This window comes from Oligoflexia bacterium, assembly GCA_035326705.1.
Taxonomy (GTDB): Bacteria; Bdellovibrionota_G; JALEGL01; order JALEGL01; family JALEGL01; genus JALEGL01.
The window spans coordinates 144,985-157,957 of sequence record DAOLES010000003.1 but is presented as its reverse complement, the minus strand read 5'-3'; the positions used below and the strand labels follow the sequence as shown (position 1 = coordinate 157,957).

Here is a 12,973-nt window from a genome sequence, read left to right as displayed (position 1 = left end):
CTTTAGCAGCCACCAAAAGCTTGGTACATGCCTGAGCTTGTAAAGTCATCCATGCCTAAACCTTGCAGGTCTTGAACAGTATTGTTGTTGAAGCGTATTCTATAGCCATTGAGACCGCCAATACTATCGACCTCAACCGTCATGAGTGTTGGGTCACCTGGTGTTTTTTGAATCATCGGTCTGTTGTTGATTGTCCATTGACTGGATAAATCAACTCTTTGAATATCTATCAGTGGAGGAAAAGCTAAAGCTTCATTGAATCTAACATCAATGTAGGCCTTATCTTCTTGAGTTCCATTGGCCAATGTTTCACACACACGAATGTAATCAGTATCAACAATATAGGGGTTTCCCGGAACGGTTGTCCCATAATCACCCTGAGTAAACCCACCACCGGTATTAAATTGATGGCTGACAGGATATCTTAGGTTATAACTTAAGGATAAATCTTTTACAGCGTTGCTGATGTTAAAAGTATAGTCTGCACGGTTGGATAAAGGATAGTTGATATTAAAAGTCACGACTTCAAAACTTGATTGCGGATCAGGGAGCAATGTATGTGTTAAGTTTTGTGGTACACCATTAATATCTTCTATGAATGAAAAATTTCCGGATGTTAATAAAGTGTATGGATCAACGGGCATGCTAAAGACAACTACAATTTTTTTCCCAAAACCTGAACTGGTGGTTGTTTGAAATCCAGGTGTTAAGTCAACAACATAAAATTCAGTATCGGGTAAAGGGGTATCTACGCTGTCATCACGTGCACAGTTTAAGATGAATAGGATTAAAAATAAAAATATAGCGTAGGGAAAGTTTTTATTTGGCTTCATAAAGATTAAATATGGCAATTTGCGTGCCAAAAAAAACAAGTTATATCAATGTTTTGCATGAATAACATATTGCGTTATTTTTGAGCATGTGCGATATGAAAGTAAAATTTTTTGTTTTAGACATCTTATGATTCAATGGCCTTAGTTTTGCACATCAAAAAATTTTTTAAGAGCATAATAAATTTAATGCTTTGCGTTATAATTTGTTTGGCATACTTTTTGAAATTTTAAGTCACATGAAAAGAATCAAGAAGCCAAAAAAAATAATATTAAGTCACGTTATATTAATCTTATGTTTAGTCAGTCTTTCTTACTGTGCTCCTCCCATTGATGACTACAGTAGAATTCATAAACAAATTGATCAAGGGACCACGCCAGGTGAAGTATTTGCAACCTATTCAGCGGATGCCTGTAATCAAATGGGTGGAAGTATCAATGCAGAAGGAACCTGTCCTGAAATTTATGATGATTTGGGTATTGATGATCCATGTAACTTGTCAGGAGCTACTTCGCAACAACAGCAACAAGATATTTTAAACTCACCTGAATGCATTGAACATCAAGGCACAGAAAAAAACGGTGGGCAATTCTGGAGTGCTTTACTTGCGGTAACAAGTCAGCAGATTATGGGTGTTATTGCGGATTTACAAAATGAAAAAATTGGTCAACAATGGTTTAAAAGCTATGCTGAAAAAAAATTAAGAGCAAGTTTAGGAAATGGTACTTGGGTAGATAATGATAGTACCTTGCATCCAGGTGTTTTAAAAGTTCATAGACTGTTTTTTAGAAAAGATAGTGGTGCTGGAGGCTTATCTTCTATTCAGTTTGAGCTTGAAGCTAAGGGAGATAGTATTGTTACTTTTAAAGGCCAAGCTTATGGAAAGCGCTTGTTGATGTGTTTAAACACTGCGTATGATGATTTACAAAACCAATCCAATAGCAGTAATTCTCAATTGAGAGTGCGCATGCATTCTAGGTACAATTCGCATTTAAAAGCTGAGACCATTAGTAAAAATGATTTTTATACCAAATGCAATAGCAATACACAGGATGATCAGATGGAGCAATCGTACATTGCGTTTCAATTACACAATTCAGCCATGTTTCATGTTTATCCCTATAATCCAAAAAACATGGGCTTTACCCGTTACAGTGTATTGAACAATGATGATCAATATAAGTATACCATCAAGGTCAATGGCGTTAATAAAAAACTACGCTATTATAAATATATAAATAATATTGATATTGGTACTGATGGTACTGAAGTAAAAACAGTATTTTTTACAGAAAACTCTAGTGTAAGTGATATCAACGATAGAGTCTTAGAAAATATTCATCCAGGGACCAGTGCAATTGAACAAAGTGGTAATCCAATGGGTAAAGAATTTTTAAAACAATATCTTTACACCAAAAACCATAGTCAAGAGTCTCTCGATTACAGAATATTCTGTAACCAAGACCTTGCAGACTTTGGGTTTAATCAAGGTGTTGAATGTAATCAATATTAAATCTTAAATTGTAGGCAAGGCTATTAAGGTCTTGTCTACAATTAAATAACAATCTGCTATTGATTTATTATAGTGAACCAAAATAGCCATGCATCAGTCTAAAGGTAAGATTAATTCTTGGTTTTAAAATTGTTTTTGTGGCGGGTAGACTATGAAGCCAATGGCTTTGAGTTTTGTCTTTCATGACCAGTAAGCTGCCAGCCTCTAAAAGACAAGAGCGTTTTTCTTTGCTTGTTTTATGTTTAAAAGAAAATTTCCGTTCAGCACCAAAGCTTAATGAGGCAATAGGAGCTTGCGTAACCAGTTCTTTTTCAGCATCACTGTGCCAATTCATCCCTTCTTGACCATCATGGTAAAAATTCAATAAACAGGCATTGTAATTTGCTTGACTCGTCTTTTCTACATGAGTCTTGAGCTCAAGCAAGATAGGTAACCAAGGTAAAGCAGTTCTGGTTGTTTTAGAGTAGGTGTAAGTAAATGCCTGATCAGCATACCAAGCTACTTTCCTTTTGGTAACAATGGTTTTACCTAAAATAACGGCTTGATCATACTGCCAAGCAACTTCTTTTAACAAGCAATCAAAATAATATTGAGCATGATCAGCGGCAAAGATAGGACCATAATAATAAACCGTCCCATCATAGGGCAACACATTCCGCGGCTGACCAACAAGCTGTTCAAAAAGATCCATAAATGAATTTATAACGCGTCATCTTAAGTTTGTCAGGTAAAAGTAAATTATAGAGAGGGCCATGCTCGCGTAGCGAGCCCAATAAACCAACGAACCGCGCCAAAGGCGCGAGGTTCGAATCCCTCTAAAAAGACTGAAGCGTAAGCCAAATAATTTGATTGAACAATGAGTGGAATTAGAGAAAAATGGCGGAGAGAGGGGGATTCGAACCCCCGGTACAGTTTAACCCGTACGCAGATTTAGCAAACCTGTGCCTTAAGCCACTCGGCCACCTCTCCATTGTGCTTCCATGCCTAATTTTGCATGGAGCAAGTCTATTTATCTTTACAAAGAGTATCTGTAACCTAACACATTCTAGCTCGCTACGCTCACAAGAATCTGTATGTCGGCCACCTCTCCATAGCATACAAACATAATATATGTCTGTTATGTGAAGTATGCTTATCTACCATATTTTTTTGACCTGTCAATAAAATCTAAGGCTATGGCCATCGATCCATGATTTTGACCCAATTTCTGCTTTTCTACTTTAAAAAAACCCATCTTAATGGTATAGGTCGCAGTGATCGCCGGAATTTGCGCGACAAACGACTCCCAATTCCGTCAGGTCCGGAAGGAAGCAGCGGCACGGAGCCCTCTTTGGGTGCCGCTTTTTTTCTGGCGATCACTTTATTTCTATGGTGCTTTAAGGAGAGTCTTGTATGAGTTATGTGGTGTTGGCGCGGAAATGGCGACCACAAAGTTTTGATGATTTGGTTGGACAAGAAACCATTGTAAAAATCATAAAAAATGCCATTCGCTTAAATCGTGTACCGCATGCCATGTTGTTTACTGGAACCCGTGGGGTCGGTAAAACCACATCCGCAAGAATTGTTGCCAAAGCCTTAAACTGTGAAAATCCACAAGATATTAATCCGTGCAATGAGTGCACCAATTGCAAAGAGATTTCAGCCAGCCAAAACATTGATGTGATTGAGATTGATGGCGCGTCTAATACATCTGTTGATGATATTCGTGAGTTAAAAGATAATGTGCAATATGCACCCTCTAAATCAAAGTATAAAATTTTTATCATTGATGAAGTGCATATGCTTTCAACCAGTGCCTTTAATGCGCTATTAAAAACATTAGAAGAACCGCCTTCACATGTAAAATTTATTTTTGCAACCACTGAGCCTCAGAAGATTCCAGATACCATTCATTCACGTTGTCAACGTTTTGACTTTAAAGAAGTGGCTGAAACCCATCTTAAGCAACACTTGCAAAACATTTTACAACAAGAAAAAATCAATATGGAGCCAGCAGCCCTGGATTTATTGATTATACAAGCGGCGGGTAGTGTTAGAGATGCTTTGTCTTTATTGGATCAGGTCATTGCTTTGATTTCTAGTTTAGATGAAACCATTTTAGAAAAAGACGTTATTGATATTTTGGGCTTAACCCATAAATCTATTTTAGATGAGAGTTTGCAGTGTTTAAGTGAACATTCTGTAGAGGGTATTTTACAAGTTCTGGAAAAGGTATTTCAAACCGGAGTTGATCCAAAAAACTATCTAACAGATTTACTTGAGAAAGTGCGTGATATTTTAGTCATTAAAGCTGGTGGAGCAGATCATTTGGTGCGGGCAACAGAAGAAGAGTTGGCTAGGCTTAAAGGTTTAGCGCAAACTATTGCAGATGAAGAGCTAGAGCGTTGGTTTGATTTGTTTAAAAATACCATCAATGAGTTGGGACGCAGTAATTTTGCCAAGCGTTTGCTGGAAGTGACCATGATAAAAGCAGCGCGTTATATTCCACGCATTGATGTGGATGATTTACTTGAACAAATCAATGCTAAAAAAGGTACAAACTTGACACCGGTTCAAGGTAAAGCACCAGCAGTTCAAACTCAAACATCACAATCTTTACAGAAAGCCATGCCTGTTGCAAAGCCAATGCATGAGCCAATAAACAATGAACCTATGGCTCAAAATTCAGCACAAACAACAGATATCCAAGACAAGAGTGATCAGACGCATTGGGATCAACTGTTGCAAGTAACAAAGAAAAATAAACCATCGTATGCAGCCATTTTATTACAAAGCGATAGGCATAAGGTTGAAAATCAGCGCATTGTTTTAGGCTTTCCAAAAAGCTCTTTTTATCTTGAGCGTGCAAAAGAAAAAGAATTTAAACAGTATGTTGAAGAATTAAGCGAAACACTTTTTGGAGAAAAGTATCAATTGAGTATCCGTGAAAGTGGTGAGCAAAGTCAAGACGAAACCCCACACTCAGTGAAGCAAGCACAAGCAGAAAAAACTGTTTTAGAAGATAAAAAGGTTCAGGAAACTTTAGGTTTATTTGATGCTAAAGTGGATGAGGTCAATGTTTTAAAATGAGTTATATTCCTAAGTCTTTTCAAGAGGCTGTTAAAGCATTCAGTCAGTTGCCCAGTATTGGACAAAAATCTGCGCAACGCATGGTTATGCATTTGTTAAAGCTCCCAGAAGAAAAAAGTTTAAACCTTGCCCAAGCTTTGATTAAAGTTAAGCAGAGTATTAGACTCTGTGAGTCCTGCCATGCTTATAGTGATGATGAAGTTTGCTCAATATGTTTAAATCCAAAAAGAGATCACAGTTTGGTGTGCGTGGTAGAAAACCCAACAGATATTTTTGCTATTGAAGAAAGTGCTCAATTCCAAGGGGTTTATCATGTTTTGCATGGTCGCTTGTCACCTTTGGAAGGGGTTGGTCCTGAACAGATAAAAATTAGTCAGCTCTTTAAAAGAATTGAGCAAGGGGCTATACAAGAAGTAATTTTAGCCATGAACCCTGACGTGGAGGGAGATGCTACGGCGCTTTATATTGCCAATAAATTGGTGGGTAATCGGGCTGTTAAAACCAGCAGAATTGCAATGGGAGTCCCCATGGGCAGTAGCCTAGAGTATACAGATCAGATTACTTTAGGTAGAGCCATTGCTGAACGCAGACAATACTCATAAAATTTTTATATTTATTTAGATGTATTTTTGTAAGCCCAAAAGGGCAGTCTACGACTTATAAAGTATGAAAATCTTTGTGTTTCGTAACATAAGCTGTTAAAAATAGGGGTATGGACAATTCTCCTATGGTTGTATTTGAGAAAGAAATGGTTGAGATTTTTTCAATCATAGAAAACTTAAATAATGAAGCGCATGCAAAGGCTTGTTTTTTGGTTGATAAAAATGGACAGTTGATTGCCTCAACGGGTGAAACCAAAGAGATTGATTCTATTGGTTTAGCATCGTTAACGGCCGGTAATTTTGCTGCAACAGCGGGTATAGCTAAACTATTGGGTGAAAAAGAATTTTCTATTATTTTTCATGAAGGTGAAAAAGATAATATTCACCTATCATTAATTGATCAAAGAATTATCTTGGTTGTGCTTTTTGATGCAGAGTCTAGTTTAGGTTTGGTGCGTTTGCGGGTTAAAAAGTTCAGTCGAGAATTGAGTGATTTATTTAATAAGCTGGCCAGTAAAGCTGATCCTAAGTCAGCGGTGGCCGCCATTTTTGAGGAAATTTCTGATCAAGATATTGATCAACTGTTTGGTGATTAAAGATTATGTATATAGATTCTTACGAAAAAGAAATTCATTTAAAAATAGTTTATTATGGTCCAGGCTTATGTGGCAAAACCACCAATATTAAATTTTTGGATAAAAAAATTAAACCTGAGGCAAAAGGTAAACTAATATCCTTGGCGACTGAAACTGAAAGAACCTTATTTTTTGATTTTTTGCATTTATCTTTAGGAACTGTCAATGGCTTTCAAACTCGCTTTCATTTGTACACAGTTCCTGGGCAAGTTTTTTACGACTTAACCAGAAGAAAAGTTCTTGAACGAGCAGATGGGGTAGTTTTTGTAGCAGATTCACAAGAAGAAAGAAGAGAAGCCAACATTGAATCGTATGAAAATTTAAAAGTTAATTTAAAGGAAAACGGCTTATCTTTAGATACAATTCCACATGTTATACAGTACAATAAACGCGATTTACCGTCTGCTATGGGTATTGAACAAATGCGCAGAGACTTAAACTTTTATAAAGTTCCTGAGTTTGAAGCGGTGGCAACGGATGGTCAAGGTGTGTTTGATACGCTTAAGTCAATTGCAAAACTGGTTCTGTTAGAACTAAAGAAAAAACATTAGTTGGTTTGCAATTCTATTGTAGTTTTACCTGCGTTCTATTAAAAAATCTCTGTATAAAAAGTTTTTAGCGCATTAAGCATGCTTGCTTGCTCTTGATCTTGAATCATTGGAATAATATGCCCTGCATGTTTTAGATTTAATATGTGGTTGATTTTATTTTTATTGTGTTTGTAGATAAACTGACTAGACTTAGGTGAAATAACATCATCATCATCAGAGTAGATAACCAGACTAGGGCAATTGATCTTGGGTAAGGCATCTTTAGCTAAAAGGGTGACTTTTTTATATTCTGCTAAAGCCTGTAAAGGATAAGACTCAAACAAAAGAACTTCATTCTTTTTTTTATCTTTTTTAATTGTAATATTTGGGATTAGAAAACGAGGAAGCTTGCTTAAATAATAGAGTGCAAGATCTTGTTTACGATTGATAATCCATATTGCTGGAGAAAATAAAGTCATGGATTTAATTTTATCCTGAAGTTGGGCAGCTATAATCATGGCTAAAGACCCTCCCATGGATAGCCCCATTAAATGAACCTGGTGGTTTTTCTCTAAACATGAGTCAATGTGACCTTGAATGACATTAAGCCAATCTTGATATTGAATGGCCTTTAAATCTTCTATTTTTCCGGTGTGTCCGGGTAGGCTCAACGAGATACAATTGATGTTGAACAGGTTTTTTAAATATGGGGCAACAATAGAAAAGTCATGGCTAGAACCTGTGAATCCATGTACACAAATGAGGGTTATATCTTTGTCTCCTTTTAAAAAAGAAGTTGCATTTGCACTAAGCTTGGATACATTTGCTGGCGAACTGTTGGAAGAATTAAAAAACATGAAAGAAAACTATCATGACAAAAAAAAATGTAAATAAAACGGTCTTGGTTATTTTAGATGGTTGGGGAATCCGCAACGAAATTAAAGGTAATGCCATTGCCCAGGCAAATACGCCTTTTTATGAGCAGATGTTAAGGCAATATCCAATGACGCAATTACAAGCATCCAGCGGGTTTGTGGGTTTACCTGAAGCTGTCATGGGGAATTCAGAAGTAGGTCATATGAATATTGGGGCCGGTAAAGTGATTGCACAAGATTTGGTGCGAATCAATGAGAGCCTTGCCAATAAAACTTTTACCGAGAATAAAAGCTTTCAATCTATGCTGACTCAGCATAAAGCCACCGGTAGAAAAATTCATTTATTAGGTCTTATTTCTGATGGTTGCGTTCATTCATCTGAAGAGCATTACAGTCAAATCATTCAGCTTTTGTTTGAACAGGGAGCAGACATGAAAAAAGTTTATTTTCATGCCATTTTGGATGGAAGAGACACATCACCAAGATCTGCTTTGCAGTATATAAAAAATTTACAAGCTGTGCTCAATCGTTGGGGAGGACAACTGGCAAGTCTAAGTGGGCGTTTTTTTGCTATGGATAGAGATCAGCGTTGGGAAAGAACCGCAGAAGCATTAAAGGTAATGCTTGATATTGGTAGTAATAAATCCTGTACAGATCCTATTAAAGCAATAGAAAAATCATATGAACAAGGTATCAGTGATGAGTTTTTTGAACCATGTAAGGTTTTAACTCCAGATCAATCTTATGCAGGGAAAATTGAAGAGCATGATGTTGTTTTTTGTTTTAATTTTCGCTCTGATCGTATGCGTCAAATCTGTAAAGCATTAACAGAAAAAACTATTAAAGAACAATGCTTACAAAGTGTTGATATGACAGATGAAGGTCCACTGTTAGATGTAAGCAAGGTTTTTACCATGACCAGGTACAGCTGGGCATTTGCTTTCCCTGTTTTATTTGATGAGCAAAAAATTGATATGTGCTTAGGAGAAACGATAGAAAGTCATCATTTAAAGCAATTTCGTGTTGCTGAAACAGAGAAATATGCGCATGTAACTTTTTTTCTCAATGGAGGTAGAGAAGAGCCTTACCGTGAAGAACGTCGATATTTGGTTCCTTCACCAAAAGTCAAAACTTATGATGAAGTTCCTGCGATGAATTCAAGCATAGTTACGGATCATGTCTGTTCTGCAATAGAGCAAAAACAAGAACATTTGATTGTGGTCAACTATGCGCAACCTGATATGATTGGGCATACAGGTAATTTTGAAGCGGCCTTAAAAGCAGTAGAAGCAACAGATACTTGTTTAGAGCGTATAGCGCAGGCTGCCTTAGAAAATGATTATAAAGTTTTTGTTACGGCCGATCACGGTAATATTGAACAAATGTTAGATGATAATGGTAATGTTCATACCGCCCATACGCTCAATCCAGTTCCATTTATTTTACTTGGACGAGATGTGAAAAATATAAAACTACAATCAGAAGGCGTGTTAAGTAATATTGCACCAACAATTTTACAAACCATGAATATTAAAGTTCCTATTCAAATGAAAAGTAAGAGCTTGCTCAGTAAAAAATAAAAACATAAGTCTTCGTAGCTTTAGTTATTCAAGACTATTACTCAGAGTGAAACGCTAAGAATAGTCTAGATTATCCATTATGAATCCTGAAACTGAGGGGCAATTTCGATGTTTGCATTTTCTTCAAGGCTCTTGATCCATTGAGTTATTTTTTGTGTGTTGATTAACTCAGAATTATTTTGGGTTGAAGAATCTATATCAAATTGACTCCAATTAGGAGTTTGAAGATCTGCAACTGCTAAGAAATAATAATCTTTCCCTTGCACAATTGTTTTTTTAAATAGGCTATCTTTTTGCATGGACAGTGCCGGCTTAAGGTCTTCAATATCCAGTTGACCTTTTAATTGAGATGAATCATTGGCTGAAAACCAACCTGTTGTTTGAATGCTTTGGCCTAGTTCATTGGCTAAACTTTGTAAATTGGTAATTTCACCTTTTAGCAGTTGTTGATTTTTTTGTGCCATCAAAGTTGAAAAAGCTTTTTGATAGGCTTGATCAAGGTAGTTGGTTTTAACAGTTTGAGAAATACTGTCGTAGCTTGGAATACGGCTTTCTTCAATTTTATGTAACTCAACTTGATAAAGATAATTGGATGATGCAGCTGTAAACACATCACTTTTTTGCTTTAAGCTAGCACCCATGACTTTACCCATAATAATACTTGTATCATTGCTATCAGGAACTTGGGGCAAGTCATCATTTTGATTGATGTTGTTGTAGGTCTGTTTCTTAGCCTGATTGGCAAAAACTTTTTTTGCAGCATCTAGAGCTATGTTTTTATAATTATCTTGTTCGAGTGCACGTGCTTGCCAAGTGTAAGCCAATTCTTTTTTGAGACGTGTGACATTGACTGGGCCGGCTTGAATTTTATCCAAGAGTTCAATGATGTGATAACCAAAAGATGTTTTTACTGGAGTACTGACTTGACCTACGCGTAAAGATTCTACAGCGTTTTGAAATTCTGGAACCATGCTGTCAGAAGAAAAATAACCTAAGTCACCACCATTGCCTTTTGAACCTGGATCTTCACTTTCCATAAGGGCAATTTTATTGAAAGACTCTCCAGATTTGATGCGCTGATAAATTTTTTGTGCTCTGCTTGCCTCATTGTCGCCTGCAATTAATATGTGACGAGCATGGTAGCGGGCTTGGGTGAGTTTTTCTTTTTGTTGTGCGTTGTACGCAGACTTTAAGGTTTGGTTTAGATCTTCATCATTGGGTTGCGGTAAAAACGTTGCTAAGTTAAGCCAGTAAAGAGAAAAATCACGTTGTTCTGGGACTCTATAATTTTCTTTGTTTTGCTCAAAGTACTCTTTGAGTTGTTCTTGGGTAGGGTGTTCAACACCTAATTTATTTTGAACTTGGTTGGCATTGAGCTTTATGTAACTGACTTTGGCTTTGGTATTGTTTATTGCATAATCAGCTTTTAAAAGGTGCAATGGAGTTTTTGCTATTGCATTCATGGCTTGATACAAACTATTGACCATAATTTTTTCACCTTCTTCTTTTTCAAATTGGGCAGGAGTTTGACCAAAACGAGCAAGAATATTTTTATACTGTTGGAAATCAAAGGTTTGATTACCTTGAGTGAATTGGTCATAAATATTTTTCTGAACAGCTTTTTTGGGCATCACCATACCTAAAGCTTTAGCTTGTTTAAGTAATAGGTTTTTTTGAATCATACTTTGCAACACTTGTTTTTGAAACATCGTAATCATTTCAGGTGGGAGATTGTTGAAATTCATACCTTGGCTTTGTTGGTAAGCTATCATTTCTTGAAAGGCACGAGCCAGTTCATTTTGACTGATTTCTTTGCCATCAACGGTGGCAATAATATTTTCTGACATTGCTCCGCCACATGATCCTGAGAAACCATAAAAACCGATCATAGCAGCAGCAAGAATAAAAAGTAATACTTTTGCAAAAGGAGAAACCATACCTTCACTAATTGATTGTAACATTGAAAAATGCTCCTTAAATAATATGTAGCCAAAATGCAGGCTAATGGGTTTTATAACTTTAGGGGCCAGATATAGCGTATTTTTTAATGTTTTACCAAATTTATTGGTTCAAGGTCGGATAAATACCTTAAACTCACCTACACAGAGTATCAGGACAGTAAGTGGTACAAAAAGTCTTAAAATTACAGTTCATATCGTAACTACAGTCTTATCAATGGGTTTTTGCTTCAGAGTTAATATTAAGTGCTGGAAAAGACACTGTTTTTATCAAAAAGAATGTGCAAAAACACAATAATTTATTGGAGAGAACGGTGGTCTCTGGTATGTGAGATACGTGGTATTTGATCAGTTTATAGGTTTTTTTTCAAATGATTTAGCTATTGATTTAGGAACAGCCAATACTTTGGTTTACATGAAGGGCCGGGGCATTGTTATCAATGAACCTTCGGTGGTTGCTGTTTCTATGGATGGTAGAAAACGCAAAAAAGTTGTAGCAGTAGGTAAAGAGGCCAAAGAAATGTTAGGCCGTACACCAGGCTCAATTGTTGCCGTTAGACCCATGAAAGATGGAGTGATTGCGGACTTTGAGATTACTGGAGCCATGTTAAAACACTTTATTGCCCGTGCCCATAATCGTAATTCTTGGGTTAGACCTAGAATTATTATTTGTGTGCCGTTTGGTATTACAGATGTGGAGCGTAGAGCTGTAAAAGAGTCAGCAACAGCAGCAGGTGCGCGCGAAGTTTATTTAATTGACGAACCCATGGCAGCAGCCATTGGAGCCGGACTTTCAATAACTGAACCTTCCGGCAATATGATTGTTGATATTGGTGGAGGCACCACTGAAGTTGCGGTTATATCGCTTTCTGGTATTGTTTACTCGCAGTCAGTCAGAATGGCTGGGGATAAGATGGAAGAAGCCATCACCCAATTTTTAAAGCGCAAGTACAATATTTTAGTGGGTTCAAGGACAGCTGAAGAAGTTAAACTGACTTTAGGTTCAGCATACTGCATTGAGGGTGAAGAAGAAACCATGGAAGTAAAAGGAAGAGATTTGGTTTCAGGGATTCCAAAAACGATGACCATTTCTTCAGAAGAAATAAGACATGCACTAAAAGAATGCCTTAAAGTTATAGTTGATGCCATTAAAATTGCTTTAGAAAAAACACCACCAGAATTGGCTGCAGATATTGTTGATAAAGGCATTGTTCTGACGGGTGGTGGAGCTTTGTTAAAAAATATTGATGCAATGATTAGAGAAGAAACAAACCTGCCTGTTATGGTTGCAGAAGATCCCTTAACATCTGTTGTGATTGGTTCAGGGAAAGTTTTAGATGATGATCGTTTAATGGCAGTGGTAACCAGTGTTTAAGATAT

Annotated in this window: 11 protein-coding genes, 1 tRNA gene and 1 other RNA gene; 8 read left to right on the top strand and 5 right to left on the bottom strand. The window is 36.7% G+C overall.

All coding sequences use genetic code 11. From position 1 onward, the window contains the following. Positions 1 to 2: 2 nt before the first annotated feature. Positions 3 to 833: an Ig-like domain-containing protein gene (locus PKC21_05660; protein ID HMR24821.1), complete on the bottom strand. Its 831-nt coding sequence runs from the start codon at positions 831 to 833 to the stop codon at positions 3 to 5. A 236-nt stretch (positions 834 to 1,069) separates the two neighbouring features. Between PKC21_05660 and PKC21_05655 the strand changes: the two genes are divergently transcribed. Then, positions 1,070 to 2,344, top strand: a complete 1,275-nt coding sequence (locus PKC21_05655) for a hypothetical protein (protein HMR24820.1) — start codon at positions 1,070 to 1,072, stop codon at positions 2,342 to 2,344. A 67-nt stretch (positions 2,345 to 2,411) separates the two neighbouring features. Here PKC21_05655 and PKC21_05650 read toward each other — a convergent pair whose 3' ends face one another. Both PKC21_05650 and PKC21_05645 read right to left on the bottom strand, forming a co-directional pair. Further along, complete coding sequence (locus PKC21_05650) at positions 2,412 to 3,035, bottom strand: alpha-ketoglutarate-dependent dioxygenase AlkB (GenBank protein ID HMR24819.1); 624 nt, start codon at positions 3,033 to 3,035, stop codon at positions 2,412 to 2,414. 186 nt (positions 3,036 to 3,221) lie between these two features. Then, positions 3,222 to 3,313: transfer RNA gene (locus tag PKC21_05645), tRNA-Ser, on the bottom strand. A gap of 289 nt (positions 3,314 to 3,602) precedes the next feature. On the opposite strand from PKC21_05645, the gene ffs reads away from it, so the two are divergent. The 5 genes from ffs (at position 3,603) to PKC21_05620 (ending at position 7,201) form a co-directional block, all read left to right on the top strand. Then, positions 3,603 to 3,701, top strand: an RNA gene (ffs, locus tag PKC21_05640) — signal recognition particle sRNA small type. Positions 3,702 to 3,736: 35 nt separating this feature from the next. Further along, complete coding sequence (dnaX, locus tag PKC21_05635) at positions 3,737 to 5,413, top strand: DNA polymerase III subunit gamma/tau (GenBank protein HMR24818.1); 1,677 nt, start codon at positions 3,737 to 3,739, stop codon at positions 5,411 to 5,413. Continuing rightward, complete coding sequence (gene recR / locus PKC21_05630) at positions 5,410 to 6,015, top strand: recombination mediator RecR (GenBank protein HMR24817.1); 606 nt, start codon at positions 5,410 to 5,412, stop codon at positions 6,013 to 6,015. Before dnaX ends, recR begins: the two co-directional genes overlap by 4 nt. Before the next feature lie 110 nt (positions 6,016 to 6,125). Further along, on the top strand, positions 6,126 to 6,611 hold the full coding sequence (locus tag PKC21_05625) for a roadblock/LC7 domain-containing protein (GenBank protein HMR24816.1): 486 nt from the start codon (positions 6,126 to 6,128) through the stop codon (positions 6,609 to 6,611). 2 nt (positions 6,612 to 6,613) lie between these two features. Further along, positions 6,614 to 7,201 (top strand): ADP-ribosylation factor-like protein, encoded by a 588-nt coding sequence (locus PKC21_05620; protein ID HMR24815.1) that lies wholly within the window; start codon positions 6,614 to 6,616, stop codon positions 7,199 to 7,201. Positions 7,202 to 7,239: 38 nt separating this feature from the next. On the opposite strand, the gene PKC21_05615 is transcribed toward PKC21_05620, so the two are convergent. Next, the gene (locus PKC21_05615) at positions 7,240 to 8,037 is read right to left on the bottom strand and encodes an alpha/beta fold hydrolase (GenBank protein ID HMR24814.1); all 798 of its coding nucleotides are present in this window, start codon (positions 8,035 to 8,037) and stop codon (positions 7,240 to 7,242) included. Positions 8,038 to 8,051: 14 nt separating this feature from the next. On the opposite strand from PKC21_05615, the gene gpmI reads away from it, so the two are divergent. Then, the gene (gene gpmI, locus PKC21_05610; protein ID HMR24813.1) at positions 8,052 to 9,635 is read left to right on the top strand and encodes a 2,3-bisphosphoglycerate-independent phosphoglycerate mutase; all 1,584 of its coding nucleotides are present in this window, start codon (positions 8,052 to 8,054) and stop codon (positions 9,633 to 9,635) included. A gap of 77 nt (positions 9,636 to 9,712) precedes the next feature. Here gpmI and PKC21_05605 read toward each other — a convergent pair whose 3' ends face one another. Then, on the bottom strand, positions 9,713 to 11,596 hold the full coding sequence (locus PKC21_05605) for a SurA N-terminal domain-containing protein (GenBank protein ID HMR24812.1): 1,884 nt from the start codon (positions 11,594 to 11,596) through the stop codon (positions 9,713 to 9,715). A gap of 334 nt (positions 11,597 to 11,930) precedes the next feature. On the opposite strand from PKC21_05605, the gene PKC21_05600 reads away from it, so the two are divergent. After that, positions 11,931 to 12,968, top strand: a complete 1,038-nt coding sequence (locus tag PKC21_05600; GenBank protein ID HMR24811.1) for a rod shape-determining protein — start codon at positions 11,931 to 11,933, stop codon at positions 12,966 to 12,968. Positions 12,969 to 12,973 lie beyond the last annotated feature (5 nt).